This is a genomic window from Micromonospora sp. WMMA1949, assembly GCF_027460145.1.
GTDB lineage: Bacteria > Actinomycetota > Actinomycetes > Mycobacteriales > Micromonosporaceae > Micromonospora.
This window is the reverse complement of record NZ_JAPZBG010000001.1, coordinates 781065-806864: the sequence shown is the minus strand read 5'-3', so window position 1 is coordinate 806864 and position 25800 is coordinate 781065. Positions and strand designations below refer to the sequence as shown.

25 protein-coding genes and 1 pseudogene are annotated in these 25800 nt (G+C 71.4%); 11 read left to right on the top strand and 15 right to left on the bottom strand.

Features of this window, described 5'->3' with window-relative positions:
* Nucleotides 1–42: 42 nt before the first annotated feature.
* Together O7607_RS03540 and O7607_RS03535 are read left to right on the top strand one after the other, a co-directional pair.
* Nucleotides 43–1038, top strand: coding sequence for a phosphotransferase family protein (locus O7607_RS03540; RefSeq protein WP_269700952.1), 996 nt, complete (start codon nucleotides 43–45; stop codon nucleotides 1036–1038).
* 101 nt (nucleotides 1039–1139) lie between these two features.
* Nucleotides 1140–2096 carry a LysR family transcriptional regulator gene (locus O7607_RS03535; RefSeq protein WP_269700950.1) on the top strand — a complete coding sequence of 319 codons (957 nt, stop codon included), beginning with the start codon at nucleotides 1140–1142 and terminating at the stop codon, nucleotides 2094–2096.
* Here the strand turns inward: O7607_RS03535 and O7607_RS03530 are convergent.
* From O7607_RS03530 to O7607_RS03495, 8 genes are read right to left on the bottom strand one after another with little or no spacing between them, the layout of a single operon-like run.
* Nucleotides 2021–3256 carry a vWA domain-containing protein gene (locus tag O7607_RS03530; RefSeq protein WP_269700948.1) on the bottom strand — a complete coding sequence of 412 codons (1236 nt, stop codon included), beginning with the start codon at nucleotides 3254–3256 and terminating at the stop codon, nucleotides 2021–2023. The two genes, O7607_RS03535 and O7607_RS03530, sit on opposite strands and share 76 nt — an antisense overlap.
* Nucleotides 3253–4068: an SRPBCC family protein gene (locus O7607_RS03525; protein WP_269700947.1), complete on the bottom strand. Its 816-nt coding sequence runs from the start codon at nucleotides 4066–4068 to the stop codon at nucleotides 3253–3255. Before O7607_RS03525 ends, O7607_RS03530 begins: the two co-directional genes overlap by 4 nt.
* The gene (locus tag O7607_RS03520) at nucleotides 4065–4934 is read right to left on the bottom strand and encodes an AAA family ATPase (protein WP_269700945.1); all 870 of its coding nucleotides are present in this window, start codon (nucleotides 4932–4934) and stop codon (nucleotides 4065–4067) included. Before O7607_RS03520 ends, O7607_RS03525 begins: the two co-directional genes overlap by 4 nt.
* A complete protein-coding gene (locus O7607_RS03515) occupies nucleotides 4931–5503 on the bottom strand; it encodes a nucleotidyltransferase family protein (protein ID WP_269700943.1) in 573 nt (190 codons plus the stop codon). The genes O7607_RS03520 and O7607_RS03515 overlap by 4 nt, the downstream gene beginning before the upstream one ends.
* Nucleotides 5504–5511: 8 nt before the next feature.
* The gene (locus tag O7607_RS03510; protein WP_269700941.1) at nucleotides 5512–6378 is read right to left on the bottom strand and encodes an XdhC family protein; all 867 of its coding nucleotides are present in this window, start codon (nucleotides 6376–6378) and stop codon (nucleotides 5512–5514) included.
* Nucleotides 6379–6388: 10 nt separating this feature from the next.
* Entirely contained in the window at nucleotides 6389–8779 is a 2391-nt protein-coding gene (locus O7607_RS03505; protein WP_269700940.1) for an aerobic carbon-monoxide dehydrogenase large subunit, read from the bottom strand.
* Nucleotides 8776–9324 carry a (2Fe-2S)-binding protein gene (locus O7607_RS03500; protein ID WP_269700939.1) on the bottom strand — a complete coding sequence of 183 codons (549 nt, stop codon included), beginning with the start codon at nucleotides 9322–9324 and terminating at the stop codon, nucleotides 8776–8778. The genes O7607_RS03505 and O7607_RS03500 overlap by 4 nt, the downstream gene beginning before the upstream one ends.
* Nucleotides 9325–9326: 2 nt before the next feature.
* Nucleotides 9327–10199: an FAD binding domain-containing protein gene (locus O7607_RS03495; RefSeq protein WP_269700938.1), complete on the bottom strand. Its 873-nt coding sequence runs from the start codon at nucleotides 10197–10199 to the stop codon at nucleotides 9327–9329.
* A 116-nt stretch (nucleotides 10200–10315) separates the two neighbouring features.
* Here O7607_RS03495 and O7607_RS03490 point away from each other — a divergent pair, with 116 nt between their 5' ends.
* Nucleotides 10316–11389, top strand: a complete 1074-nt coding sequence (locus O7607_RS03490) for an XdhC family protein (RefSeq protein ID WP_269700936.1) — start codon at nucleotides 10316–10318, stop codon at nucleotides 11387–11389.
* Nucleotides 11390–11468: 79 nt separating this feature from the next.
* Here the strand turns inward: O7607_RS03490 and O7607_RS03485 are convergent, their stop codons facing one another.
* Together O7607_RS03485 and O7607_RS03480 are read right to left on the bottom strand one after the other, a co-directional pair.
* A complete protein-coding gene (locus tag O7607_RS03485; protein ID WP_269700935.1) occupies nucleotides 11469–12035 on the bottom strand; it encodes a hypothetical protein in 567 nt (188 codons plus the stop codon).
* Between the two features lie 15 nt (nucleotides 12036–12050).
* A complete protein-coding gene (locus O7607_RS03480; protein ID WP_269700934.1) occupies nucleotides 12051–14669 on the bottom strand; it encodes a hypothetical protein in 2619 nt (872 codons plus the stop codon).
* Nucleotides 14670–14989: 320 nt separating this feature from the next.
* On the opposite strand from O7607_RS03480, the gene O7607_RS03475 reads away from it, so the two are divergent.
* The 4 genes and pseudogenes from O7607_RS03475 to O7607_RS30540 all read left to right on the top strand — a co-directional run bounded on the left by O7607_RS03475 (nucleotide 14990) and on the right by O7607_RS30540 (nucleotide 17706).
* A complete protein-coding gene (locus tag O7607_RS03475; RefSeq protein ID WP_269700933.1) occupies nucleotides 14990–15418 on the top strand; it encodes a hypothetical protein in 429 nt (142 codons plus the stop codon).
* Nucleotides 15370–15888, top strand: a complete 519-nt coding sequence (locus O7607_RS03470; protein WP_269700932.1) for a DUF418 domain-containing protein — start codon at nucleotides 15370–15372, stop codon at nucleotides 15886–15888. The genes O7607_RS03475 and O7607_RS03470 overlap by 49 nt, the downstream gene beginning before the upstream one ends.
* 5 nt (nucleotides 15889–15893) lie before the next feature.
* Complete coding sequence (locus O7607_RS03465; protein ID WP_269700931.1) at nucleotides 15894–17078, top strand: sensor histidine kinase; 1185 nt, start codon at nucleotides 15894–15896, stop codon at nucleotides 17076–17078.
* Nucleotides 17079–17135: 57 nt separating this feature from the next.
* A pseudogene (locus O7607_RS30540) lies at nucleotides 17136–17706 on the top strand (response regulator).
* Nucleotides 17707–17775: 69 nt separating this feature from the next.
* Here O7607_RS30540 and fmdA read toward each other — a convergent pair.
* Nucleotides 17776–19029: a formamidase gene (gene fmdA / locus O7607_RS03455; protein ID WP_269700930.1), complete on the bottom strand. Its 1254-nt coding sequence runs from the start codon at nucleotides 19027–19029 to the stop codon at nucleotides 17776–17778.
* A 21-nt stretch (nucleotides 19030–19050) separates the two neighbouring features.
* Nucleotides 19051–19329, bottom strand: a complete 279-nt coding sequence (locus tag O7607_RS03450; protein ID WP_269700929.1) for an FmdB family zinc ribbon protein — start codon at nucleotides 19327–19329, stop codon at nucleotides 19051–19053.
* A 200-nt stretch (nucleotides 19330–19529) separates the two neighbouring features.
* Here O7607_RS03450 and O7607_RS03445 point away from each other — a divergent pair, with 200 nt between their 5' ends.
* Both O7607_RS03445 and O7607_RS03440 read left to right on the top strand, forming a co-directional pair.
* Nucleotides 19530–20711: a cellulose binding domain-containing protein gene (locus O7607_RS03445; RefSeq protein ID WP_269700928.1), complete on the top strand. Its 1182-nt coding sequence runs from the start codon at nucleotides 19530–19532 to the stop codon at nucleotides 20709–20711.
* An 11-nt stretch (nucleotides 20712–20722) separates the two neighbouring features.
* Nucleotides 20723–21853: a glycoside hydrolase family 53 protein gene (locus O7607_RS03440; RefSeq protein WP_269700927.1), complete on the top strand. Its 1131-nt coding sequence runs from the start codon at nucleotides 20723–20725 to the stop codon at nucleotides 21851–21853.
* A gap of 24 nt (nucleotides 21854–21877) precedes the next feature.
* Here O7607_RS03440 and O7607_RS03435 read toward each other — a convergent pair whose 3' ends face one another.
* Together O7607_RS03435 and O7607_RS03430 are read right to left on the bottom strand one after the other, a co-directional pair.
* A complete protein-coding gene (locus tag O7607_RS03435; RefSeq protein ID WP_269700926.1) occupies nucleotides 21878–22282 on the bottom strand; it encodes a DoxX family protein in 405 nt (134 codons plus the stop codon).
* Nucleotides 22283–22385: 103 nt separating this feature from the next.
* Entirely contained in the window at nucleotides 22386–22724 is a 339-nt protein-coding gene (locus O7607_RS03430; protein ID WP_269700925.1) for a hypothetical protein, read from the bottom strand.
* 199 nt (nucleotides 22725–22923) lie between these two features.
* Between O7607_RS03430 and O7607_RS03425 the strand changes: the two genes are divergently transcribed.
* Nucleotides 22924–24105, top strand: coding sequence for a hypothetical protein (locus O7607_RS03425; protein ID WP_269700924.1), 1182 nt, complete (start codon nucleotides 22924–22926; stop codon nucleotides 24103–24105).
* 28 nt (nucleotides 24106–24133) lie between these two features.
* Here O7607_RS03425 and O7607_RS03420 read toward each other — a convergent pair whose 3' ends face one another.
* Nucleotides 24134–24610 carry an SRPBCC family protein gene (locus O7607_RS03420; RefSeq protein WP_269700923.1) on the bottom strand — a complete coding sequence of 159 codons (477 nt, stop codon included), beginning with the start codon at nucleotides 24608–24610 and terminating at the stop codon, nucleotides 24134–24136.
* Between the two features lie 144 nt (nucleotides 24611–24754).
* On the opposite strand from O7607_RS03420, the gene O7607_RS03415 reads away from it, so the two are divergent.
* Nucleotides 24755–25654, top strand: coding sequence for a DUF6745 domain-containing protein (locus tag O7607_RS03415; protein ID WP_269700922.1), 900 nt, complete (start codon nucleotides 24755–24757; stop codon nucleotides 25652–25654).
* Nucleotides 25655–25800 lie beyond the last annotated feature (146 nt).

The following is a 25800-nucleotide window of genomic DNA, read 5'->3' as shown; positions in this document are numbered from 1 at the left end:
AGGCCTGGCAGCCTGACTGCCTCGGTCTGACGAGAGGCGGCCATGACGCGGACCTTCCTGCAGCCGGATGACCTGCACGACCTCGTGTCGGACCAGTTCGGCTCCGACCGGCGGCTCGCTGCCCTGGACCGGCTGACCGGCGGCACCAAGAAGGGCGTCTACCGGCTCCGGCTGAACGACCGGACGACCGTGATGCTGTACGTGTGGGCCGCGGGCGAGAACTACTGGCCGCCGTCCCCGGCCGTCCCGGACGATCCGTTCACTGACGCGTCCGGCGCGGATCTCTTCGCCGCCGGCCACGCGGTGCTCACCGAAGCAGGAGTGCGTGTCCCGCATCTGATGATGATCGACCGGGACGGCCGGCACCTCGACGCCGACATCGCGCTTGTCGAGGATGCCGGCGCACTGCGGCTGGAGGCGTTGCTGGAACACGATCCGGCCACCGCCGCAGCGCCGCTGTCCGCGCTCGGTGACGCCCTGCGCCGCATGCACACCACCTTCGGTCCGCACTACGGAAAGGTCGCGGCCGTCGCCCGAGGTGAGGCATCCCAGGCGCGGCGCACGGAAGACGTGATCGTCGACCGCGCGCTCGGCCACCTCGACGCGGCAGCGGCCCGCGACGCCCGGCTGGCCGATGCCCATCACCGGATCACCGCCCACGTACGCCGTCTCAGGAGCGCGGTCACCCCGCGCGAGGAGTACGGGCTGGTACACGGTGAACTCGGGCCGGATCACGTGCTCGTCACACCCGCCGGTGAGGCCGTCATGATCGATTTCGAGGGGCTGACGTACTTCGACGTCGAGTGGGACCATGCCTGGCTGCGGATGCGTTTCGGTGACGCCTACCCGGCGCTGCGTCCGGTCGACCTGGATTCCCACCGGCTGGAGCTCTACCGGTACGCGCAGACGCTGTCCCTGATCGAAGGGCCACTGCGGATCGCGGACACCGACTTCCCGGATCGGAAATGGATGCTGGACCTCGCCGAACGGAACATCGTCAAGGCGCTCACCGGGTGTACCGGGCACGTCGCTGCATGATGCACCGCCCCTGGCGGCGGGGCAACCGGCGAGGAATGATCGGAGTACCCGCGGGCTGTCCGGCAGCAGCCCATGGCGCAGCAGAAGGGCGGTCGACGCCGATGACTCCGACGCAGCTACGGGCCTACGTCGCTGTCGTCCGGCTGGGATCGGTCAAGCAGGCCGCCGCGCAACTGGAGGTCTCCGAGCCGGCGGTCTCGCTGCTCATCGGCCAGTTGCGCAGAGAGTTCGGCGATCAGTTGTTCACGCGGACGGCGGAGGGACTGGCCTTCACCCCCGGCGGGCTGCGGCTCGCCAGTCGCGCGGCCGAGATGCTGGGCCTGCAGGACCGTACGGTCCTGGAGGTCAGTTCGGCGGCACACGGCCGCCGGCTGCTGCGGGTCGCCGCGTCCAGCGAGTTCGCCGAGTTCGCCGCGCCGAGACTGATCGAGCTGTTCGCCAGGCGCGCGGCCGATCTCGACGTCGAGCTGAGCGTCTGCGACCCCGGCTCCTTCGAGTCGCTGCTGCTGACCCGGGCCGCGGACGTCGCGATGGGACCGCTGCCGCCGGCCGCTGATCCGGCGATCTCCGGCCGGCCGATGATGAACTACCGGCTCGTGACTGTCGTCGGCCCCGATCATCCGCTGGCCGGTGTGTCGGCGTCACCGGGGCAGTTGCGCGACCAGACCTGGCTGCTCGGCCCGTCGGGCACCAACACCGTGGGCGCCGTTCCGGCGTTGCTGCGCCGGCTCGGGGTGCCCGAGGAGCGGCAGCAGATCTTCCAGAGCCACGCGGCGGCCCTGGGTGAGGCGCAGCGTGGCCGGGGGGTCGCCCCGGCGCTGTCGTTCACCGTGGCGCGGGACCTTCGCGGCGGCCAACTGGTGGCGTTGTCCGGGCCGCACGCCACGGCCGAGGCGGTATGGCATTCGCTGGTGCTCGTCACCCCCGGCACACCTTCCGTGGCGGCCGAGCTGTGCCGCTTCGCGTCGACGCCCCGGGCGATTCAGGCGATGATGCGCGGCGTGGGCGTCGCGGTGAACCGTTTCCGGCCCTCGGTGCACGTGACGCTCTGGAGCTGATCGGCGGCGTCCAGCAGGTCCCGGAACGTCGCGGCCGGCAGCAGCCGGTCACAGTAGGGCAGGGCCGCGGCCATGCCCGCCACCAGGGGAGCGAAGCCGGGGGCACCGGCGCGCGGGTTCAGCCAGACGATCCGGTGGGCACGGCGGCTCAGCCGCGCCATCACGGCGGCGAGTTCGTCCGGCGGGTCGCTGTCCCAGCCGTCCGAGCCGATCAGCACCACGGCACCGCGAACCGCGTCGCCGTGCGGGGAGGCGAGCAGCGCCCGCAGGTTCGTCGCGATGCGCGTACCCCCGAACCGGTCGGTCACGGCGGCGCTGGCGTGCGCGATCGCCGCGGACGCCGACGTGTGGCGCAGCGCGACGGTGAGCCGGGTGAGCGTCGTGGCGAAGGCGAACACCTCCGCGTCGGTGACCACCGCGAAGGCCCGCAGCAGGTGCAGGTAGGCGTGGGCCTGGGCCCGCATCGACTCGCTGAGGTCGCACAGCAGCACCACCCGGCGCGGTCGGCGTACCGGTCGCTCGCGGACGACCTCGACGGGCTCCCAGGCGGTGCGACGGGCCCGGGCGATCGTCGGGCGCAGCGCGACCCGCCGCCCGGCCGGGCCTACGGCGTGCCGCCTGGTGCGCCGGGACGGCCAGCGGGCGACGGCCTCGCGCAGGGCCTCGCCGAGCAGTTCGAGTTGGGCGCCGTCGAGGTCCTCGAACGGCCGGTCGGCGAGCCCGGCGAGGGCGCTGGGTCGCCGCTCGGGCAGCCGCACCCCGGTGTCGGAGGGCTCCGCCTCGGCGACGGGCGCCGGCAACGTCGCCCACGGCAGGCCGCCGCCGTCGCCGGTGGCGTCGGTGTCCGCGGGCACCGGCAGGTGCACGTCGTCCCGGGTCCCCGGCGGAGCCGCGGACCGGGTGAGCGGTAGCGGTGGCGCGTCGACGAAGACAGCGGCGAAGACACGGTCGAAGGCGGCGAGGTCGGCGTGCCGCCGCACGAAGCTGATCCGGGCGGCCCAGTAGAGCGCACCCGTGTCCCCGGGCGTCCACACGGCGAGCGCCCGGACGAAGTCACCGGCCTCGGTGAGCCCGGCGTGCACGCCGGCCCGCCGCAACCGGCCGGCGAAGGCCGTCGCGAACGCCGCGCGGTCGACGCCGCGCAGCAGACCGGCGCTCACCGGCGTGCGACCCGCCAGGCGATCACCGCGCCGATGACGACGATCCCGACGAGCACCGGCACGAGGCGCTTGACGACGGCACCACCGGCGATGTCGAGCAGGTCCAGCGTCTCCGGCTCGGCGGCGGCCCCGGTCGACGGTCGACCGGTGGACGCCGACGTCGCCACGGGGGTGCCGGCCGCGGTGGCGGACCGGGATGCGGCGGGCGAGGCGGCGTCCGCGTCGGCCGCGAGGGTACGGGGCCTGGCCGTGGAGGCGTCGGGCTCGGTCGCGGCGGACGTGGCGCGCTCGGGCGTCGGGGCGACGGCCGGCGCGGGCTCGGATGCGTCCGGCGCGCTGGCCGGAGGCGGGGTGCTCTCAGCGGTCTCCTCGGCCGCCAGCTTCGCCTCCAGGTTGGCGACGAACTGGGCGAGCAGCTTGCCGGACACCTCCTTGATCATGCCGCTGCCGAACTGGGCCAGCCGCCCCGAGATCTTCAGATCGGTGTCCACGCTGACGACTGTGCGCTGATCGTCCGGCCGCAGTTCGGCGGTGACCAGAGCGGACGCGTTGGCCGCCGACCGCCGGTCGCGGCCCTTCGCCTCGATCACCCCCCGGTACCGCTCCTCGTCCTTCTCGACGAAGCGTGCGGTGCCGGCGAACTCGGAGACGACCGGCCCGACCTTGACCTTCACCGTGCCCTGGTGGAGGTCGCCGTCGACGCCGGTCAGCTGGGCGCCCGGCAGGCACGGCGCGATGCCCTCCAGGTCCGTCAGGACCGTCCAGGCCTGCGCGATCGGGACGTCGACGGTGAACTCGTTGGTGATCTTCATGCCGGCCTCTCCTGGTGTGCGCCGAGCGCGGCGGCGACGGCGGCGCGGTCGTCGGGGGTCTTGGCGATGGTGCCGATGGTCCGGACGACGTCGTCAGCGGCGAGGTCGGCGGCGCCGAGCACGGAGAGCGCGGCGACCCAGTCGATGGCCTCGGCCATGCCGGGCGCCTTGTCCAGGCCGAGGGCGCGTACGTCGCCGACGAAGGCGGTCGCCGTGCGGATCAGCCGCTCCGTCGCGCCCGGCACGGCCCGTCGGACGATCTCGGTGGCGCGGCCCGGCTCCGGGAACTCGATCCAGTGGTACAGGCAGCGGCGGCGCAGCGCGTCGTGCAGGTCGCGGCTGCGGTTGGAGGTCAGCACCACTACCGGCGGCGTGGTCGCGGTGAACGTGCCCAGCTCGGGGATCGTGATCCCGGACTCGCCGAGGAACTCGAACAGCAGCGCCTCGAACTCGTCGTCGGCCCGGTCGATCTCGTCGATCAGCAGCACCGGCGGCACCGGTCCCGGGTGGCGTACCGCCCGCAGGATCGGCCGCTCCTGCAGGAACTCCGCGGCGAACAGGTCGGCGTCGGTGAGCGAGGCGCCCCGGGCCTCGGCCAGCCGGATGGCGAGCAACTGCCGCTGGTAGTTCCATTCGTACAGCGCCTCGCCGGGGGTCAGACCCTCGTAGCACTGCAGCCGGATCAGCGTCGTGTCCAGCGCCCGCGCCAGCGCCTTCGCCGCGGCGGTCTTGCCGACGCCGGGCTCGCCCTCGAGCAGCAGCGGCTTGCCCAGTCGCAGCGCGAGGAAGACGGCCATCGCCATGCCGTCGTCGGCGAGGTAGTCGACGGCGTCGAGCCGGCGCCGGACGGCCAGGGGGTCCTTCACCGCGCCTCGCCCGAGAGCAGCCGCCGGTAGTCCGCGCGGGTGTCCACGTCGATCGGCACCGGCCCGTCCACGGCTATCTCCGTGACCGGGTACCGGCCGGAGTGCAGCAGCTTCCACACCGCCTTGTCGCCGTGCAGGACACGCAGCTCCGGCAGGACGTCGCGGGCGAACCAGAACGGGTGCCCCAGGCCGTCGGCGTACCGGCACACCGCGAGTGGGGTGGCCGCCGCCGCGACCCGGCGTACGTCGCCGGCCCGTACGCCTGGTTGGTCGCCGAGCAGGAGCACGAGCCCGTCGGCGCGCGGGTCCACCGCCTGCGTCGCGGCGCGGACCGACGAGCCGCAGCCGGTGCTGAACTCGGCGTTCTCGACGACCTGGACCCCGGTCAGGTCCACCCGTGCGCGGACCAGGTCGGCGGCGCCGCCGAGGGTCACCAGCAACTGGTCGAAGGCGCACGAGCGGGCCAGGTCGAGGGTGGCGTCGAGCAGCGTCCGCCCGCGGTACGGCAGCAGCTGCTTGGCCTCGCCGAGGCGCACCGAGGCCCCGGCGGCCAGGACCAGGCCGGTCACGAACACGGCTACGCCGCCACGTGCCGGTCGAGGCAGCCGGGGCAGCAGAACCAGTGGTCGGTGCCGTCGATCCGCACGTGCGGGGTGTCCGGCCCGACCAGGACGGTCATCCCGCACACCGGGTCGACTGCCTGCTGGGGGAGCGCGACGGGCGCGGCCGGGGAGGAGGAGAGACCGTCCACGCGGAGCGCCCGCACCACCTCGGCCATGATCGACAGGGCGATCTCCTGCGGTGAGCGCGCCCCGATCTCCAGCCCGGCCGGGGTACGGACCCGGGCGCGCTCGGCGTCGGTCAACGTCAGTTCGTCGAGCACCGCCGCCCCGCGCTTTTGGCTGGCGACCAGCGCGATGTGGCCCACGCCGGCATCCAGGGCGGCGCGGATGGCGTCCTGTTCGCCCTTGCCGAGGCCGGCCACCACGACAGCTGTCGCGCCGGAGAAGTCGCCGGACGTGGCCACCTCGAAGTCGAGGAAGGCGGCGAGGGTGGCCACCGCCGCGCTGATCGGCGTGTCGCCCACCAGACCCAGCACGGGTACCGGTAGCACCGGGCGCAGGAAGATCTCCAGCGCCCCGCCCGAGTGGCACGGGTTGACCACGACTCGCGCTCCCGGGGTGTCGGGGAAGGCGGGCGCGCTGTCCGGCAGCACCCGCAGCAGCAGCGCGTTGCCGTCCCGGAGGGCGTCCAGGGCGGCCGCGCGCACCGAGTTCTCGGCGCACATCCCGCCGACGAAACCCTCGATGGTGCCGTCCGGCAGGATCACCGCGTCGTCGCCGGGCCGGGCCGACGTCGGGTCCTGCGCCCGGACCACAGTGGCGTGCACGAACGGCGCGCGCGAGGCGGTCAGATCCCGCGTACGGCCGGCGATCGTCGTCATGGCCACCTCCCTAGATCGGCGGGCGGGCATTGCCGCGCATCGCGTCCCAGACCCGCGACGGCGTCAACGGCATGTCGGCATGCCGTACGCCGAAGGGTTCGAGGGCGTCGACGATCGCGTTGACGATGGCGGGCGGGGACCCGACGGTGGCCGACTCGCCCACGCCCTTCGCGCCGATCGGGTGGTGCGGGGACGGGGTGACGGTGAAGCCGGTCTCCCAGTCGGGCACCTCCAGCGCGGTCGGCAGCAGGTAGTCCATGAGCGACGCGCCGAGGCAGTTGCCGTCCTCGTCGAACGCGATCATCTCCATCAGGGCCATGCCGACCCCGTCGGCCAGCCCGCCGTGCACCTGCCCCTCGATGATCATGGGGTTGATCCGGGTGCCGCAGTCGTCGACGGCGACGAACCGGCGCACCTTGACCTGCGCGGTACCGGGGTCGATGTCGACCACGCAGATGTACGCCCCGTGCGGATACGTCAGGTTCGACGGGTTGTAGCAGATCTGCGCCTCCAACCCGCCTTCGATGCCCTCGGGCAGGTCACCGGCGCCGTGCGCCCGCATCGCGATGTCCTGGATCGTGACGCTCTTGCCCGGGTCGCCCTTGACCCGGAAGGAACCCTTGTCCCACTCCAGGTCGGCGACCGAGACCTCCAGCATGCCGGAGGCGATGATCCGGGCCTTGTCGCGGACCTTGCGGGCGACGAGGGCCGCCGCGGCACCGGAGACGGGGGTGGACCTGCTGCCGTACGTGCCGAGGCCGAACGGCGTGTTGTCGGTGTCGCCGTGCACCACGTCGATGTCGTCCGGCGGGATCCCGATCTCCTCCGCGATGATCTGCGCGAACGTCGTCTCGTGCCCCTGACCCTGGGACTGCACGCTGAGCCGGACCACGGCCTTGCCGGTCGGGTGCACGCGCAGCTCGCAGCCGTCGGCCATGCCCAGGCCGAGGATGTCCATGTTCTTCCGCGGGCCGGCACCGACGGCCTCGGTGAAGAACGCGATCCCGATGCCCATCAACTCGCCCCGGGCCCGCTTCTCCTGCTGCTCGCGCCGCAGGTCCGCGTAGCCGGCCATCTCCATCGCCAGGCGCATCGTCGGCTCGTAGTCGCCGGAGTCGTACACCCAGCCGGTCTTCGTCGTGTAGGGGAACTGCTCCGGGCGGATGAAGTTCTTCAGCCGCAGCTCGGCCGGGTCCATGCCCAGCTCGTCGGCGAGGCAGTCGACGATCCGCTCGACGAGGTAGACCGCCTCGGTGATGCGGAACGAACAGGCGTACGCCACGCCACCCGGTGCCTTGTTGGTGAAGACCGCCGTCATCTTGCAGTACGCGGCTTCGATGTCGTAGCTGCCGGTGAAGACCCCGAAGAAGCCGGCCGGATACTTCACCGGTGCGGCGGTGCCGTTGAAGGCGCCGTGGTCGGCTAGGACGTTGGTGCGGATGGCCAGGATCCGGCCGTCGCGGGTCGCCGCGATCTCACCCCGCATGATGTAGTCGCGGGCGAAGCCGGTGCTGATCAGGTTCTCGAAGCGGTCCTCCATCCACTTCACCGGCTTCCCGGTGACGATCGACGCGACGATCGCGCAGACGTACCCCGGATAGATCGGCACCTTGTTGCCGAAGCCGCCGCCGATGTCCGGCGAGATCACCTGGATCTTGTGCTCGGGGATGCCTGCCACCAGGGCGTAGAGGGTGCGGTGCGCGTGCGGCGCCTGCGTGGTGGACCAGAGGCGCAGCTTGCCCTCGACGGCGTCGAAGTCGGCGACCGCCCCGCACGTCTCCATCGGCGCCGGGTGCACCCGCGGATAGACCAGATCCTGGCTGACCACGACGTCGGCCTGGGCGAACACCGCCGCGGTGGCCGCCTCGTCGCCGGTCTCCCAGTCGAAGCAGTGGTTGTCGGTCTTGCCCTCCAGGTCGTCGCGGATCACCGGGGCGTCCGGCTCCAGCGCGCGGCGGGCGTCGACGACCGGGTCGAGGACGTCGTACTCGACGTCGATCAGCTCCAGCGCGTCCCGCGCCGCGTACCCGTCCTCGGCGACGACGAACGCGACCTCCTGACCCTGGAAGCGCACCTTGTCGGTGGCGAGCACGGCCTGCACGTCGTTGGAGAGCGTCGGCATCCAGGCCAGGCCCTGCTCGGCCAGCATCGCCCCGGTCACGACCGCCTTGACGCCGGGGGAGGCCTCGGCGGCGCTGGTGTCGATGCTCAGGATCCGCGCGTGCGCCACCGGCGAGCGGAGGATGGCCAGGTGCAGCAGCCCGGGCAGCCGGACGTCGTCGACGAACCGGCCCCGGCCGCGCACGAACCGCGGGTCCTCCTTCCGCAGCATGCGGCCGTATCCCACCGGCTTCTGGTCGTTGTCGTGGAAGGTGTCCACGCGCTCGTGCACGGTCGTCATGCGACGCTCCCGGCGGGCTGGCCGGCGTTGTCGATCTCGCCGGCTTCGGCTGATTCGGTGGTCTCGGTGACCGCGGCGGCCGCGTTCGCCTCGTGCACGGCGGCCCAGCGCACCGAGCGCACGATGGTGGCGTAGCCGGTACAGCGGCAGATCTGGCCGGAGATCGCCTCGCGGATCTCCGCCTCGCTCGGGTCCGGGTTGCGGTTCAGCAGCGCGCGGGCCGTCATCATCATGCCGGGCGTGCAGAAGCCGCACTGCAGGCCATGGCACTGCATGAAGCCCTGCTGGACCGGGTCGAGCTCCGCGCCCTTCGCCAGGCCCTCGACGGTACGCACCTCGTGGCCGCCGGCCATCGCGGCCAGCACGGTGCACGACTTCACCGGTTCGCCGTCGAGCCAGACGACGCAGGTGCCGCAGTTGCTGGTGTCGCAACCCGAGTGCGTGCCGGTCAGGCCCAGCACGTCACGCAGGAAGTGCACGAGCAGCAGCCGGCCCTCGATCTCCCGGGTGACCTCGACGTCGTTGACGGTCATGGTGACCTGCATGCTCAGCTCCTCGCCCGTTCCACGGCCCGGCGCAGGGTCCGTCTGGTCAGCTCGTCGGCCAGGTGCCGCTTGTATCCGGCGCTGCCCCGCTGGTCGGTGGCCGGCTCGCAGCTGCGCGCGGCGATCGCCCCGGCCTGCTCGAAGAGGCTCTCGCTGGGCGTCTGCCCGCGCAGCGCCGCGGAGATCTCCGGAATACCGGTGGTGTTCGGGCCCACCGCGGCCAGACCGACCCGGGCGTCGGAGATCACGTCGCCGTCGAGCCACACCGCCGCGCCGGCCGAGACGACAGCCCAGTCGCCGGCCCGGCGCTCGACCTTCTCGTACGCGCTGCCGCAGCCGGGCCGCACCGGCAGTCGCACCTCGACCAGGATCTCTCCGTCACCGACGGCCGTCTCGTACGGCCCGACGTGGAACTCCTCCATGGACAGCACCCGCTCGCTGCCGCCCGGTCCGCGGATCACGCAGCTCGCGTCCAGGGCGGTGCAGACGGCGGACAGATCCTCCGACGGGTCCGCCTGGCAGAGGGAACCGCCGAGGGTGCCCCGGTTGCGCACGATCGGATCGGCGATCACCCGTTCGGCGTCGGCGAAGATCGGGAAGGTCGCCGTCAGGACGGCGGACTCGAGCAGTTCCCGATGCCGGGTCAGCGCGCCGATGCGCAGCTCGTCCGGACCCGCCTCGATGTAGCCGAGTTCGTCGTGGAGATCGTTGATGTCGATGAGGTAGTCGAAACTGGCCAGCCGCAGCTTCATCATCGGCAGCAGGCTGTGCCCGCCGGCGATCAGCCGCGACGTGCTGCCCAGCCGCTCCATCAGGCTGATGGCATGGTCCACACTGGTGGCTCGCTCGTACTCGAACGGGGCCGGTACCTGCATATCGCACCTCCGGAAGTCGTCAATGTGGTGCCGGTGCCTCGGGAAGTCAACGCCGACCTAAGCAAGTCCTTAGGTCGGCGTTGACGGTGCCGCGGCTGCTCACGGATCGTGCGGCAATGCGAGACATCGTCGACGGGCTTACCGCGTGGCGTGCCGCCGGCGTCCGGTTCGCCGTCGCGACGGTCGTCCGTACCTGGAGGTCGGCGCCCAGACCGCCGGGCGCGGCCATGGCGGTGGGCGCCGACGGTGAGGTCGTCGGCAGCATCTCGGGAGGTTGCGTCGAGGGCGCGGTGTACGAGCTCTGCCGGGAGGCCATACGGACCGGCCAGGCGAGCACCGAGACCTACGGTGTCGGCGACGACGACGCCTTCGAGGTGGGCCTGACCTGCGGTGGGACCATCGAGGTGCTGGTCCAGCCGGACGTCGTGCTGACCGAGCCCGACGCGGTGTTCGCCGCGATCCGGGCCGGCGCGCCGGTGGCGACCGCGTCGGCCGGGAACGCCCAGCTGGCGGTCTGGCCCGACCGGGTGGCCGGCACCCTCGGCGACGCCGACCTGGACCGCGCGGTGGCGCAGCAGGCCGAGGGCATGCTCGCCCTCGGCACCACCGGAACCATCCAGCTCGGCACGCGCGGGCAGCAGCGGCACGACGAGGTGTCCGTCTTCGTCCAGTCGTACCTGCCCCCACCACGGATGATCGTGTTCGGCGCGATCGACTTCGCCGTCGCGGTGGCCCGGATCGGCCGCTTCCTCGGCTATCACGTCACGGTGTGCGACGCGCGTCCGGTGTTCGCCACCCGCAAGCGCTTCCCTGACGCCGACGACCTCGTCGTGCAGTGGCCGCACACGTACCTGGAGTCGACGGCCGTCGACGAGCGCACCGTGCTCTGCGTCCTCACCCACGACCCGAAGTTCGACGTCCCGCTGCTCCAGGTCGCCCTGCGCACCCCGGCCCGCTACATCGGCGCGATGGGCAGCCGCCGCACCCACACCGACCGGCTGCGACGCCTGCGCGAGGCGGGTGTGGACGAGGCCGCCCTCGCCCGGCTCTCCTCACCGATCGGGCTCGACCTGGGGGCGCGGACGCCGGAGGAGACCGCCGTGGCGATCGCCGCCGAGTTCGTCGCCCTGGCCGCGGGCGGCTCCGGCCGGCGGCTGACGGACCTCGACACACCGATCCACCACCACTGACCGGCCTACCTTGTCGCCCGGAACGAGATGTGCCCAGGCTCCTCGGCGAAGAGTCAGCAACGGCCGTCGCGGCGGCGCGTCAGGCCCCGAATGCGGGCCACGGATCAGGGTGGCCGCGTCTCCGCGCGTAGGTCCGCGCCCAACCTCTGGCGCGCGCGGGAACGAAGGGCGATGGAGTTCTGGCGATCGCCAGGAAGACGCTCGGCTCGAAGCGTTCCCCGATGTCCGGCCGACTCAATCGGTCCGCCGTCTCCACGAGTTCGACGCCGGCCCAGCAACGCATCGTGTAGTGAGCCGCCATCGGCTCGATCAGCGCCGGTGGCACGGCGTAGACGTCGGGCGGCGGGACCGGATCACAGGCGTTGAGCCTTTCGAACAGATCGGTCAGGAACGCCAGTGCCACGTCCGGCTGGAACGCTGGGCTCTGCGACCAGTACAGGTATCCGTCCCGAAGGAATTCCGAAGACTGACAGGAATGCAGACCCGCTCTTCGATAGATCGCCCAGCCGCTGCGCATCATTCCCACCCCGTCCTCCCTGACAACGCAGCCGATGGCGTACTCGTGAAGTTGCTGCAGATCAGCGGATCGGAACGGAGGCTCCTGCCAGAAGGCGGTGCCCTTCTTCCTTCGGTTGAAGATCGGCATGACTACTACTACTCCTCATCGGGAGAGATCTGATCCGTGGCGGGTCAGATACGCGTGGAGGTGGCCCTCCCATCGCGGCCGAACGACGTCGTACGGCTCGAGCCACTGGGTCGGCACGGAACGCACGGGGAAGCCCACCGAGTCGAGAAAGCATTCGACCTGAATCCAGGGGCGGGTACGGACGGGCAGCCGGTCGACCTCATGCTGTAGGGCCGCCAGCCGGTCCCGGTCGCCAGCGAGACGTGCGTCGCAGAACTCGGCCAACGCGTATCGGAAGCCGATGGCGCCAGCGGGGCCGGATGCCTGATCAAGAGTCTTGAGCCGGTCGAGCAGAATGGACGTCTCCGTCGGGTCCGACCGGCGCAGCAGAATCGTGGCGAGCAGACCGGAGCGGATCGCGACGGTATGACCGGACATTTCGGCGTCGTCGCGAAGCTTCCTGACGCTCTCGATGTCGAGATCGTCGTGCAGAAAGGCTCGGCGCTCGAGGTAGACCCCGAGGTCCTCAAGGTATTCACGCTGCCGCCCGGCATACCGCAGGCTCGACAACTTGTCGCCGATCTCGGTGAAGTACCGATCAGGACAGCCGTGCGTGTACTCCTGCGCCCTCATGATCAGTGCCTCGATCTTGAGGCCCCTTGCGGCGTCGCGGGCCTCGACGAACCGGCGGGCGGTGCTCAGGATCTGCGGTCGTTGCCCGAGATGGAACTGGGAAGGCGACTCCTCAATGAGCTCGTCGAACACCGCCAGCGCCTCCTCCCACCGGCATTGCGACTTCAGTGCGTAACCGAGGTGCCGGTGAGCTACTCGGCGCATCGGGTGATCTGCGCGCGAGATCTCCCGCAGGAGTGCCAAGCGTTCCTCGACGGGTGTGTCGAGGGACTTGGCAGTGATGAAGTTCAGGACATGCCTGCCGTACTCGGTTCTGCTCTGCGCCGGCACCCGAGCCCGCAGGCCCGGTATGGCAGGGCTGAACACCACAGCACTGGTCAACCAATCCGCATAGGAACGGCTGGGCGAGGACTCAAGGGTGGTGTTCTGGTCGCAGACCAACTGGATCGCGATGCCTACGGCGTCCAGGACCCCCCGGGTGTCCTCCTGAGCCTTGGCGACGGCGTGCATCTCGTGCGTCGCCACAGCAGCGCGGGTGGCGGCGAGCTCCCAGTCGCGTTCTGTCCAACCTCCGGCAACCTGGTGATCAGTACGCCGGATGGCCTCCCGTACCGCGTCGTGTAGCCGGTACGGGAACCGATCACTGTCGTGCGGCTCTACCATTGGACGAGTCACGGCACGTTCGGCGCACCCGTGGTCGACGTCAGCGGCCGCGGCGATCAGCGATGTGTTGAAGATGCGGAACAGGCAGGCCGCGCGGATTGCCCGCTGCTCGTCGTGGGGAATGTCGTCGAGGACGCGCATCACCAGCGAAGCCAGCCCTCCGGTGACGTCGCCGATCTCGACGGCGCGGCCCTGGCCGGCCTGCTTGGCGGAGAATGCCACCTGGCAGGCGAGCTCGAGATACTGCGGCAGCCCCGCAGAAGACCCGACCAGTTCCTCGACAACCTCGTCGGTCAACGGCAGGTCGAGCCCGGTCCGGGCGCGTTGAATGAACGTCCGGGCATCGGCCGGAGAGAGGTCATCGACGGGGTGCTGACGCAATGGCTTCGGTGCCGCCGGCACCAGGCCGGGCCAGATCCGTGGACCGCGATAAGGCAGGTCGGTCCGGTTGTGCCGATGCCAGTCCAGCTGATACCGCCCGGTCAGAACGAACAGCACGTTGGGCATGCCGTGGATGAGCGCATTCAGGTGGCCCTCGGCCACCCTTCGCGGGTCCAAAGCGAGGCGTTCCGTGGTGTCGATGAAGACCACCACGAGCGCGGACGGTGTCATCATGGCTAGTTCCCAAGACAGCAGGGCCGCGATCTCACAGGCAAGTGCGGGCCGCGATTCGGTGGGGCTGGGTTCGTCCGCGCAGCGCAGGAGGAACTCCTCGAAACCGGCGTACGCCTTCAGACCGAGTTGCACGTCTCGCCTTCTGCGCAGCACCCCGAGGATTGTGCGAACTCCTCGGACTCCGAGGCCGACTGCGGTGCCGGTGACGAGCTCGCCCACCGCCCCGAGATCGTTGAGGATGTTGCTGGCCATGTCGGCGACCACGTCGGCGTATTCGCCCCGGCTGTCGATGCTGGGCAGGGGATCGCCAGGGCGTACTGCCGACCAGTAAGCCGCGAAGGCCAGATCGAACAGCGGCCACCGACGACGGACGCTCGCCACACCGGCACGCAGCGCGAGCAGCACCGCCAGCATGTCCACCTGGCCCGCCGAGCCGTGCAGATCGATTCGGATGATCGCCTCGACCTTGGCGGACGGGGGCGGACCCCAGCCGTTGGCCAGCGGCAGATCCCGCCTTACCCATGCCTCCAGTCGCTCTGAAAGTGCCGTTTTGCCGACGCCGCCGAGCCCGTAGAAGGTGAGTACGTTGAGCCGCTCGGGGCCGATGTCGTCGTTCCGGTCGAGCAGCTGCCGGAAGGCCGCCAACGCTGACTTGAACGCCTGCGACTCGGCCTCGCGATCCGTGAACAGGTTGCCGGCTTGCGTCCGCCAATCACTGTTGCTGCCAGGACGAGGCACTCTCATAGAGAGACTTCTACGTGTCGTCGTTGTGTACGACAAGGCGCGAGAGTGAGGTCAGGTCGTGCGGGTAGCCGACGGCCTCCGTTTTCGTCGAGCCGCCCGCCAGTTGGGTGCGTACTGCGTCGCCCGGCCACTATGGACTGGCCATGCGGCTGACGCTTCCCGCGATGCACCACCGGGTGCTTCCCAGCAGTCAAGGACCGGCTCGTCGAAGACTCCCGCGTGTTACGAAAGCACTCGCGCGAACTCGTCCGGTGCCGCCGCCACCTGTCGGACGGCAGCGGCGACCCGCACTGTGCCGGAAGGCGCCGAAAGGGACGAGAATGTACGGCGGCGGCACTGTCCCCCGGCCCACCGCCGTGCTGCTCTGGCAGGGCATCCACCTCGGTGCCCTGGCGGTGCTGGCGCTGGGCGTCCTCATCGGCCTGGACGACCTGGTCGAGGCGTTCCGGTACGGCGGGTTCTCGGACCCGCTGACCGTCCTGCGGAACCAGGGCATCCACGAGATCGTGCTGGTCGCCGCGCTGGTGGCGCTGGCCCGGGTGCCGGACCGGACGCTGATGGTCGCGGCAGCGTGGTGGCTGACAGTCGTCGCGCTCGTCCAGGGGGGGGCATACGCGATGCCCTCGACCGGTCGGCGCTCGTTCTTCTGGTCGTTCGAGATCGCCGACCCGTTCGAGGCACTGGCCCTGCGTCCGCTCGAATGGCTGATGACCCCTTCGGCGTCATCGGCGTGGGCAGCGCCGTGCTGATCGGCACCTGGGCCGCCCGGCGTGGGGTTCTCACCGACCCGGTCGCGCACCGCGTCCTGCTGGTCCGCGCGGCGGTCGCTGGCGTCACCCTGGCGGTGGCGGGAGGGCTGCCGGCCGGGCTCGCGGTGACCGGCGTCGCCAGGGGCCTCGGGTGCTCGGCGCTGATCGGGCTGGCGGCGATCCGCGTCGGCGACCGGCCGGGAAGGGCGGTCCGGGCGCTCGTCGCGTGCGGGCAGCGCTCGCTGTCCTGCTACCTGTTCCAGTCGGTGGTCTTCGTGACGCTGCTGCTGCCGTTCACCCTGGGGCTGGGCGCGACGCTCGGCAGCGCCGAGGTCACGGTGCTCGCCCTGGGCACGTGGCTGGTGTCGGTGCTGCTCGCCGAGCTGATGTGCTGGGTCGGGGCGGCGCGGGCCCGCCGAGGTGTTGCTGCGCCGACAAACGTGTGGGACAGCGCGACGATGGCGGGGTGACGTCTGTGGCGGAGACCCTTGGCCGGCAGCGGGAGCTGCGGTGGAATCGGGCGTGGGCGCTGATTCCGTACCCCTTGTTGCTGCTGGCGTGCGCGGTGTCCGTCACCGTCGACGAGGTCGCCCAGGGGGACCGCCTGGCCTCGGCGGCGATCGCCGCCGGGCTCGCCCTGTGGCACTGGTGGTTCGTCCTGTTCCATCCGCAGTGGTGCGAGCGCAGGTCATTGACGATGGTGGTCTACTACGCGGGCGTGGTCGGGTGCACCGTCGTGCTGGTGCTGCGCAGTGACGCGCTCCAGCTGTTCATCCCTGCCTGCTACCTGCTGGCGTTCGTGGCGCTGCCAGGCTGGTGGGCGTACCCGGGCGTGGTCGCCGCAAGCGCACCGGCGCTCGTGGTGTCCGGCGCGAACGCCGGGTCGCTCCTGATCAACCTGGGGGTCGTGACGCCGCTGGCCGCTGGGGTGGGCGCGATGATCCGGGCCATGGAACGGGAGGCGGTCCGGCGGCGGAAGGCCAACGACCGGCTGGCCGCCTCGATGGCCGAGAACACCCGGCTGCATCAACTGCTGACGGCTCAGGCCAGGGAGGCGGGCGTCGCCGAGGAGCGGGCCCGGCTCGCCCGGGAGATCCACGACACCGCCGCCCAAGGGCTGACCGCAATCGTCATGCAGCTGGAGACGATCGACGACGTCCCCTCGGGCCAGGCGCGCCGCCGGTTGGACACCGCCCGCTCCCTGGCTCGTACGAGCCTGGACGAGGTGCGCCGGTCGATCGACGCACTGCGCCCCGGGCCGCTGCAGGACGCCCGGCTCTGCGACGCCACGCGACAGGCCGTGGCAGCCTGGAGCGAGCAGTACGACGTGGCCACGAGCTTCACCGTGACCGGCACCCCGCTGCCCGCGCACTCGGAGGTCGACGTGACGGTGCTGCGCGCGGTCCAGGAAGCGCTGTCGAACGTGGGACGGCACGCGCGGGCCGAGCGCGTCCACGTCACCTTGTCCTACATGAGGATGTCCTCGTGCTTGACGTACGCGACGACGGGAGCCTTCGCCGCGGAGCACTCCGGAGGGTTCGGGCTGACCGCGCTGCGCCAGCGCGCCGAGGCCCTGGCCGGCTCGGTGGACATCGAGTCGTCCCCGGGCGCCGGCACCGCGCTCAGTGTCACGGTGCCGGTGATCGAGGCGGCCCGGTGACGCGCCTGCGGCTGGTGATCGTGGACGCCATCCGTGGTACGCGACGGGTTGCGCGGGATGCTCGGCACCCAGCCGGACTTCGAGATTGTCGCGGAGGCGGCCGGCGGCGCGGAGGCGTTGACCGTGACGCAGGCCGTGCGACCGGATGTCGTGCTGGCCGACCTGCGGATGCCGGAGTCGAGTGGTGGCACGCTGATCCGCCTGCTGCTCGAACGGGTGCCGACCGTGCGGGTTCTCGTGCTCACCACGCACGACACTGATTCGGACGTCCTGCCGGCCGTCGAGGCGGGTGCGGTCGGCTACCTGCTCAAGGGCGCGCCGCGCGAGGAGCTGTTCCGCGCCGTACGCGCTGCCGCCCGGGGCGAGACAGTGCTGTCCCCGTCCGTCGCGGCTCTGCTGCTGTCCCGCGTACGTCGGCACCCCGCGCCGGCCGAGGGCCGGCTCAGCGCGCGGGAACGGGAGGTCCTGGCCATGGTCACCCCGGGGGCGGACGAACCGCGAGGCCGCGGCCGCGCTGTTCATCAGCGAGGCCACCGTGAAGACCCACCTCCTGCACATCTACGCCAAGCTGGAGGTGCCCGAGCGCGCGTCCGCGGTCGCCGTCGCCCGCCGGCGCGGCATCCTCTAGCCCGACACCCTCACGCCACGGGCGGCGAGGCCTCGGCCCACCCTCGGAACCGGTGGTGTGGTCGTCGACTCAGCTCATGGTGGCCTTCGGGGCGCCCTTGCCCGGGTCGATCCGGGTCGGACCGGAGGCCGAGGGGCGGATGTCGAAGTCGAAGATCTCGGTCGGCAGGTAGACGGTCGCGCAGGAGTTGGGGATGTCCACCACGCCGGAGAGCCGCCCCTCGATCGGTGCGGCACCGAGCAGCAGGTACGCCTGTTCCGGCTGGTAGCCGAACCGGGTCAGGTAGTCGATGGCGTGCAGGCAGGCGCGCTGGTAGGCGAGCTGCGAGTCGAGGTACCGCTGTTCGCCGTCGAGGGTGACCGACAGCCCGGAGAAGGCCAGCCACTGGGAGTACTGCGGCGGGGTGTCACCCGGCATGAAGATCGTGTTCTCGGCGACGCCGTACGTCTGCATGCCGTTCTTGATCAGGTCCACGTGCAGGTCGACGAAGCCGCCCATCTCGATGGCGCCGCAGAACGTGATCTCTCCGTCGCCCTGGGAGAAGTGCAGGTCGCCTAGGGACAGGTTGGCTCCCGGCACGAACACCGGATAGAAGACCCGGCTGCCGACGGTGAAGTTCTTGATGTCCTGGTTCCCGCCGTTCTCCCGGGGCGGAGCGGTCCGCGCCGCCTCCGCGGCCACCCGGTCGAAGTCGGCGCCGCTGAGCCTGCCGAGGATCGCGTCCTGCGGCTCCGGAGGCAGGGCCAGGGGCGGCACCCGGTCGGGCGCGGTGGCGATCAGCGCACCCTCCCGCTGGTTCCAGGTGGCCAGCAGCGACGCGGACGGGGCGGTGCCCATCAGCCCCGGATGGGCGATCCCGGTGAACGAGACCCCGGGGATGTGGCGGGAAGTGGCCTTGCGCCCCGAGAAGTCCCAGACCGCCTTGTACGCGTCGGGGAACTGCTCGGTCAGGAAGCCGCCGCCGTTGTTCTTGGGGAAGATGCCCGTGTAACCCCAGCCCTGGCCGGCCAGCGGGCCGGACTCCTGCGGGATCGGGCCCATGTCGAGGATGTCGACCATGAGCAGGTCGCCCGGTTCGGCGCCCTCGACCGCGAACGGGCCGCTGAGCGCGTGGACCCGGGTCAGCGGAGCGTCCCGGATGTCCTCGGCGGAGTCGTCGTTGTGGATCGCGCCGTCGAACCACTCGCGGCAGTGGACACGGAACGACTGTCCGGGCCGGACCGTCGCCACGGGCGGGATGTCGGGATGCCAGCGGTTGTGCCCGACCTTCTCCTGGTCGGTGAACCTCTTCGCGGAGTCGAGGGGGAACAGCAGTTCAGGCACGGCGTTGAGCCCTTCTCGTGGTCACCATCGGGGCAGGCGGGCGTGGGCCGGATTCGTCGAGCGGCGCGCCGGGCGACCGCCGGGTACCCGCCCGACCACCTCCGGCTGTTCCGCGCTGCGCTCGGTCCGGTCGACGGCCTCGCGCAGCGCCGCCGGCATGCGGGCGAGCCGGGGCGCGGAGAACACCCGTGTCGCCGGGCGTCCGCACCGGGGGCAGCTCGTCGACGGGCCCGCGGTGCCGATCGGCATCGCGACGTCGAAGTTGCCGTCCTGCGGGCAGCGGTACTCGAAGGTGGCCATCGCGGGTTCCCGTCCAGCCTTCGTACGTGCGGTGGCCGTTCTGCAGCGGTCACCCTGTCGTTCCGATTGTGTCTGATCCATCAGATAGGCGGCGCAAAACGACGAATCAGGCAGGAGTCGTACCTCGCGAGAGGCTGCCGTGCCGACCGAGGTGTGGGACACGTTGGCGATCATCGATGTGTTGACGGCATCGTCGACGTATGGCTGCCGTCTCGTCGTCCTCGCTGTTCCGCCGCCTGCGGCCGGGTCTGCCGGCCGCCGTCGTGCTGTCGGCCGCGGTACTGGTCACCGCCCTGAGCGCCGCGCCGTCGGCCGGCGCCGGCACCGCGTACCCCGCTGCCGCACCGGCGCCCGGCGGCGCCGCGGTGCCCCTCGCGGACCCGACCGGGACTGTGACGCCCACGTCGACGCCCAGGACGCCCGACCCGCCCAGCACCACGCCGTTCCCGCCGAGCGCGCCCACGAACCTGGCCGCCACCCAGGTGCGGACCACGTCGGTCACCCTCACCTGGACGGCCGCCACGCGCGGCTGCTGCCCCGTCGTCGGGTACGACATCACCTACTACCAGGCTTTCAGCGACGTGATCTACAGCGTCAGCCTCGGCGACGTCACCACCGTGACGATCACCAACTACATCCAGCCGGGCCAGCAGTACTCGTTCCGGGTGTCGGCCCGCGACGGCGACGGCCGCCGTTCGCCCGCCACCGACGAGCTGAAGGTGGTTACTCCGGTGACCGACACCGGCCCGGACACCACCCCGCCGAGCGCGCCGCAGAACCTCACGGTCAGCGAGGTGCCCGGCTCCGCCGCCACGCTGTCCTGGGCGCCGTCGACGGACAACGTCGGCGTGCTCGGGTACAACATCTACCGGTTCGACGGCTGGTTCACCTCGACGCTCGTCGCCACCGTGCCGGGGACCACGTACACCGGGCCGCTGCCCCCGTCGACGCCGCTGCGCACCCTGTACTACGTGCGGGCCCGGGACGCCGCCGGCAACGTGTCGATCGCCTCCAACACGGTCGCCGCGCCCACGACGTCCACTCCGCCGCCACCGCCGCCCTCGACCTGCCGGGTGACCTACCGGAACCAGTCCGAGTGGCCCGGCGGTTTCGTCGCCGCGGTGACGGTCCAGAACACCGGGACGGCGCCGGTCGACGGCTGGATCGTCACGTTCGGATTCCCCGGCGACCAGCAGGTCACCAACGCCTGGAACGCCACAGTAGGGCAGACCGGCGCCACGGTGACCGCCCGCAACGTCGACTGGAACCGGGTCATCGCGCCGGACGGATCCGCGACCTTCGGCTTCCAGGGCCGGTGGGGCGCCAGCGACGCGCCGCCGACCGCGTTCTCGCTCAACGGCGCGCCCTGCACTGTCGGCTGAGAGGGAATCCCGTGAGCACACCGCATCGCCGCCGCCGGACCCTGGCCGGGGCCGTCACGGCCGTCGTCCTCGCCCTCACCACCACGATCGGGGGTACGCCGGCGCCCGTCGCCGCCGCGAACACGCTCGTCATGCGGGGCGCGGACGTCTCCTCGTTGCAGCGCAGCCTGGACCTGGGGGCGAAGTACTACGACGCCGGCGGGGTCGCCCGCGATCCGCTGGACATCCTCCGGTCCGCCGGCGCCAACTACGTCCGGCTGCGCGTCTGGAACAACCCGGCCAGCGGCTACAACAACAAGAGCAAGGTGCTGGCCCAGGCACGCGTCGCGAAGGCCAAGGGCCTCAAGGTGCTGATCGACTTCCACTACTCCGACACCTGGGCCGACCCCGGCAAGCAGTACAAGCCGGCCGCCTGGGCCGGGCACAGCCTCAGTCAGCTGCGCAACGACGTGTACGCCTTCACCTACGACGTCTGCGCCGCCCTGCGGGGGCAGGGCACCCTGCCGGACAGCGTGCAGATCGGTAACGAGATCAACGTCGGGATGCTGTGGAACGAGGGCAAGGTCGTGAACAACGACTTCGCCCCGCTGGCCGGGCTGCTGAAGCAGGGCTACAACGCGGTGAAGGCGTGCGGCGGCGGTATCCCCGTCATGATCCACACCGCGAACGCGGACAGCAACGCCAACGCCAGGTGGTTCTACGACGGCATCCGCGCCCAGGGCGTGCAGTGGGACATGACCGCCCTGTCGTACTACTGCGTGTGGCACGGCAGCCTGGCGAACCTCTACAACAACATCGTCGACCTGCGGAACCGCTACGGGAAGCCGGTGGTGATCGTGGAGACCGCGTACCCCTTCACCCGGGCCGACGCGGACGGCCAGCCGAACGTCATCGGCGGCGACGCCACCTGCGACGGCATCAGCGCGACCTGGGCCGGACAGGCCCAGCAGTTCGACTGGGTCCAGAACACCGCCCGCAACGCCGGCGCCACCGGGGTCTTCTACTGGGAACCCACCTGGTATGCCGTCCCCGGCAACGGCTGGGACCCGGCGAACATCAACGGCACCGGGAACGGGTGGGACAACATGGCCCTCTTCGACTGGTACGGGCGGGTGAACCCGGGGGTGCGCTGGACGCCCTGACTGGTCGGCCGGCGCACCCCCGGTTCAGCGTTCGAGGAGCCGGGTGATCGAGTGGCGGCGGCCCCACGCGATGAACACGAACAGCACGAACAACACCACGGGGGTGAGCACCAGCGCGCCGCCGTCCAGGATGAACGCCTGGGTGATCGCGGCGCCGACCATGAGCAGCGCGAGCCCGACGGCGGCCAGGCCGGCCAGCCGCGGCACCAGCAGCCCGATGCCACCGGCCAGTTCCACCAGGCCGACGAAATACCGGAACCAGGGCGCGGCGCCCATGTCCTCGAAGGTCTGGACCGTGTTCGTCTCGCCGAACAGCTTGGGAGCGGCCGAGGCGACGATGAAGAAGACGCCGAGGAAGCCCTGGAGCACCCACAACGTGCGGTTCAGCCCACGGGCGACGGGCGGGGGAGTGGTGTCGACGACGGTCATGGTTCTCGTCCCTCCTGGCGGTCTGCCGGTTCTCCGTATCCGATCGGATACACCGGGTCAGACCAGCCAGGGCGGGTGAACTCATCGGTGGTCAAGCGTGTGGCTACCACGCCTTCCCACGGATCGGGGGCACGTCGAGGTCGCGCTCGCCGCCCCGGTACTCGGCGAGGAGCCGCCGGCGGATCGAACGCCAGGCGACGCGTTCCTGGCTGCGCCCGAGCCTGTGGTACGCCTGGAAGGTGCAGAGCCGGCAGCCGCAGAGGTTCGGCGCCTGCGGCGACACCTCGCGGTGGCAGCGGGTACGGAGCCACGCGGGCGAGGCGAGGAACTCGGCCAGGTCGCAGGGGCCGGAGTCGTGCCGGTGGATGTCGGTGAACCAGCCGCGCAGGTACGGATCCCGCCGCTGCACCCGCTCGGGTCGGTGGATGTCGGTACGGGCCATGTGACGACCGCCCTCCGGCCGCCCGCGCACCGTGCGCGGGACTAACGCCTCTCTGGCATGCCGATCACCTCCCGATCCCGGTGGACGCCTCCATTGTGCTGATCATGGCCGGGGCCCGGCATCCGATTTCAGGGGTTCGGCCCGTGGCCCGATCAGCCGAGGGGCACGCTGCTCGGCATCCCGGCCGTACCCTCTCCTGGTGAAGCTCCGTCGTCGGCTGCTCGCCGTGCCGCTCCTCCTGGCGGTGGAGACGACGGCGTTCGCGCTGCTCGTCACCGAGTCCGTGACGGGTGCGATCGCCGCCGCCGGCCTAACCTGCGTGTCGCTGTGGCTGCACCTCGTGCTGCACGAGTGCGGCCACCTCGTCGCGGCGAAGCTGCTGCGCCTGCCGGTCGTCGCGGTCCGTGTCGCGCCCTTCAACGGCTGGCGCAACGAGGTGTCGGTCCGGCCTTCACCGTCGACGATGGCGTTGCCGCTGCGGATGGTGCTGTTCTACGCCGGGGGCCCGCTGGCCAACCTGTGCGCCGCGACGGCACTCGTCGTCGTGTCGACGTCCACCGGTACGGCGTTGACGCGGTTGACGTTGCTCGGCGCCGCGTTCGTCGGGGCGCTGCTCGGCCTGACCAACCTCCTTCCGGGGCGTTCGACCTGCAGTGACGGTCAGAACCTGCTCCGCTGGCTCCGGGCTCCGGCAGCCGCCCGTGACGGGCTGCGGGCGGGTTACTACCAGGAGGAGGTGGTCAGGGCGGTGCGGGCGGTTGCCCGAGTGGGTGGTGACGTCCACCGGCTCGGGATTCAGGCCCGCTCCGGCGACGACCCGCTCCTGGCCCTCGCCGCCTACCAGCAGAGACTGATGGCGGCGCCCACCCGGTCGGCAGAACTGGTCACCGAGGCCGAGCGGCTCGCGGCGCTGGCTCGCGCGGGCCGCACCGATCCCGCTGCCGCCGCCGCGATCGGCCAGGTGCTGAGCGTCCAGTTCGGGTTGTGGTACCTGTACGCCGCGGTGGTGGCCGGCGCGCCCGTGGCACGCCGGGACGTGCGGGAGATCTCGGAACTCGCCCGGATCGCCGTCCGGCCGCAGCCAGGCGCGTTGTCCGCCCGGATCGTGACGGGCCTGGCTCACCTGCTCGACCAGCGACCCGGGGACGCGCGACAGCTGCTTCTCGACGTTCGCCCAGATGCCGAACCGCGCGACCTCTGCGCCGTCGCGCTTCTCCTGCGCGCGGCCGCCGAGTCGTACCTCGGCAACCACGCCGACGCGGACCACCTGCTCCGCGCGGCCCGCGACGACTACCCGCAGTTGGCCCAGCTCGTGACCGCGATCCGGGCAGCCGATCCGGCGCCACCCCTGTTCGCGCCGGTGCCGGTCGCCGGCGCCTGACCGGACCGCCGAGCCGGTGGCGGGCGGGTCAGTCCTCGAATCCGGACGGGTGGGCGTCTCCGACCGCGTTCAGCAGCACACCCTGCTCCAGCAGCGCCTTGCAGGCGCAGAGCACCATGGTGAACCCGCCCATCGAGTCGATCGCCTTACTGACGGCCTGGTCGGCGGTGCCGGCGAAGCCGCTCTCGGTGACCCGGACCAGCGTGGTGTCGCCGTCACCGGGCAGGAATCGCCACTCGACCCGGGTGGGGGACTCGGGATCCCACTCGACCAGGATGCGGCGGTTCTCCTCCACGTCCTTCACTGTCACGACGGTGGAGACGCCGTACATCTCCCAGTCCCAGGTGACGGTGGCGCCGGGTTCCAGCCGGCCGCTGCTCCTGGTGAACCAGAACCTCGTGGTCACCGCCGGATCGGCGAACGCTTCGAAGACCTCGGCGGCGGGCCGGCGGATGAGCATCTGCGCGGTGACGACAGGGGAGCGGGTCAGACGGTCACTGTCCACGAGGGTCACTATATGGCCGGGACGCACCACTACGGGCCACGAGCGGATGACCGAGAAGAACCGGAATTCGCTTGAGCGGTGCCGCGACGTGGGTCAGAGTCGTTGCATGATCTCCTACCGGAAGGGCGGCGACGCCCCGGCGCGATGAGCGCCCCCACGCGGCGCGACGACGCCGCGAAGATCCCGCACGATCTGTGGCAGCAGGCAGTCCGGATCCGCCAGGAATGGCTCGACCACGCCCTGTCCACACAGACGGCCGACCGGCCGACCGCCGAGCGCTGCCTGACCGCCGTCTACGCGAGGGCGTCGCGGCCCCGGCCCCGGTTCGAATGGGTCGACTCGCCGGCCAAGGCACTTTCTCTGGTCAGCGGCTGGCCCACCCTCGACCAGCTGCACGAGCGCGTCCGGGCGGTACGGCCGCCCCGGACGCCGATGCCGGCGAGCGACATCGCCATGGTCGTCTCCCAGCTCCGGGGCGTGCTCAGCGCGGGCGTCGCGCACACCGATCCCGAGCTGTCCCCCGCGCGTACCGGTAAGGCCAAGGAGCCCTGGCCCGAGCTGGCGCCGCTCCGGGCTCTCGACAGCGGCGTACCGCTCGCGGTCGTGCTGCACCAGGGCGTCCGCCGGGCACTTCACCGGAGTCTCGCGCACGGGTTCTACCTGCCGGTGCGTGCGGCGCTCGCGAGCGACGGCCCGGTGCCGGTGTGCTGGTACGGGCAGCAGGACGCGTCCTGGATCGCCTACTACGACGTGCTGCGCCGGCTCGGTCTCGCCCGGTACGGGCCGGACGGGTCCGGACACCTCGACACCTGGGCCGACCTGGCCCGCTCCTGCGGCTGGTGGTGGCCGGGGGAGGAGGTCTGCGTCGTCGTGGACCGGCCGGAGACGATCCGGACCGAACCGGTCCCCGGTGCGCCCCACGACCGGATCCGGCTGCGACCCGGCGGGGTGCGCTATCGCGACGGCTGGCAACCACGGTTGGGCGGCGCGGGCGCCGAGCCGGGTCACGGGGCATCCGTACCGGCGCAGACCTTGATTGGATAGGCGGCGGTAAATAGATTGAGCTCGGGCGTCGCCGAGGTCCGCGAGAACCGGACCTCGGCGGCTGACCGGGCCACCTTCGAGCCGGGCACATCGGTCGTACGCAGCGACCACTCACCGTGGCGCACCGCCGCGCCGCACCCTCGCGC

Coding starts and splice junctions, on each gene's coding strand:
- O7607_RS03450 (WP_269700929.1), bottom strand. CDS start 19,329: ATGGCCACCTTCGAGTACCGCTGCCCGCAGGACGGCAACTTCGACGTC.
- O7607_RS03495 (WP_269700938.1), bottom strand. CDS start 10,199: ATGCAGGTACCGGCCCCGTTCGAGTACGAGCGAGCCACCAGTGTGGAC.
- O7607_RS03475 (WP_269700933.1), top strand. CDS start 14,990: ATGTACGGCGGCGGCACTGTCCCCCGGCCCACCGCCGTGCTGCTCTGG.
- O7607_RS03435 (WP_269700926.1), bottom strand. CDS start 22,282: ATGACCGTCGTCGACACCACTCCCCCGCCCGTCGCCCGTGGGCTGAAC.
- O7607_RS03505 (WP_269700940.1), bottom strand. CDS start 8,779: ATGACGACCGTGCACGAGCGCGTGGACACCTTCCACGACAACGACCAG.
- O7607_RS03430 (WP_269700925.1), bottom strand. CDS start 22,724: ATGGCCCGTACCGACATCCACCGACCCGAGCGGGTGCAGCGGCGGGAT.
- O7607_RS03525 (WP_269700947.1), bottom strand. CDS start 4,068: ATGAAGATCACCAACGAGTTCACCGTCGACGTCCCGATCGCGCAGGCC.
- O7607_RS03480 (WP_269700934.1), bottom strand. CDS start 14,669: ATGAGAGTGCCTCGTCCTGGCAGCAACAGTGATTGGCGGACGCAAGCC.
- O7607_RS03470 (WP_269700932.1), top strand. CDS start 15,370: ATGGCTGATGACCCCTTCGGCGTCATCGGCGTGGGCAGCGCCGTGCTG.
- O7607_RS03415 (WP_269700922.1), top strand. CDS start 24,755: ATGAGCGCCCCCACGCGGCGCGACGACGCCGCGAAGATCCCGCACGAT.
- O7607_RS03485 (WP_269700935.1), bottom strand. CDS start 12,035: ATGCCGATCTTCAACCGAAGGAAGAAGGGCACCGCCTTCTGGCAGGAG.
- O7607_RS03535 (WP_269700950.1), top strand. CDS start 1,140: ATGACTCCGACGCAGCTACGGGCCTACGTCGCTGTCGTCCGGCTGGGA.
- O7607_RS03510 (WP_269700941.1), bottom strand. CDS start 6,378: ATGACGACGATCGCCGGCCGTACGCGGGATCTGACCGCCTCGCGCGCG.
- O7607_RS03540 (WP_269700952.1), top strand. CDS start 43: ATGACGCGGACCTTCCTGCAGCCGGATGACCTGCACGACCTCGTGTCG.
- O7607_RS03500 (WP_269700939.1), bottom strand. CDS start 9,324: ATGCAGGTCACCATGACCGTCAACGACGTCGAGGTCACCCGGGAGATC.
- O7607_RS03490 (WP_269700936.1), top strand. CDS start 10,316: ATGCGAGACATCGTCGACGGGCTTACCGCGTGGCGTGCCGCCGGCGTC.
- O7607_RS03445 (WP_269700928.1), top strand. CDS start 19,530: ATGGCTGCCGTCTCGTCGTCCTCGCTGTTCCGCCGCCTGCGGCCGGGT.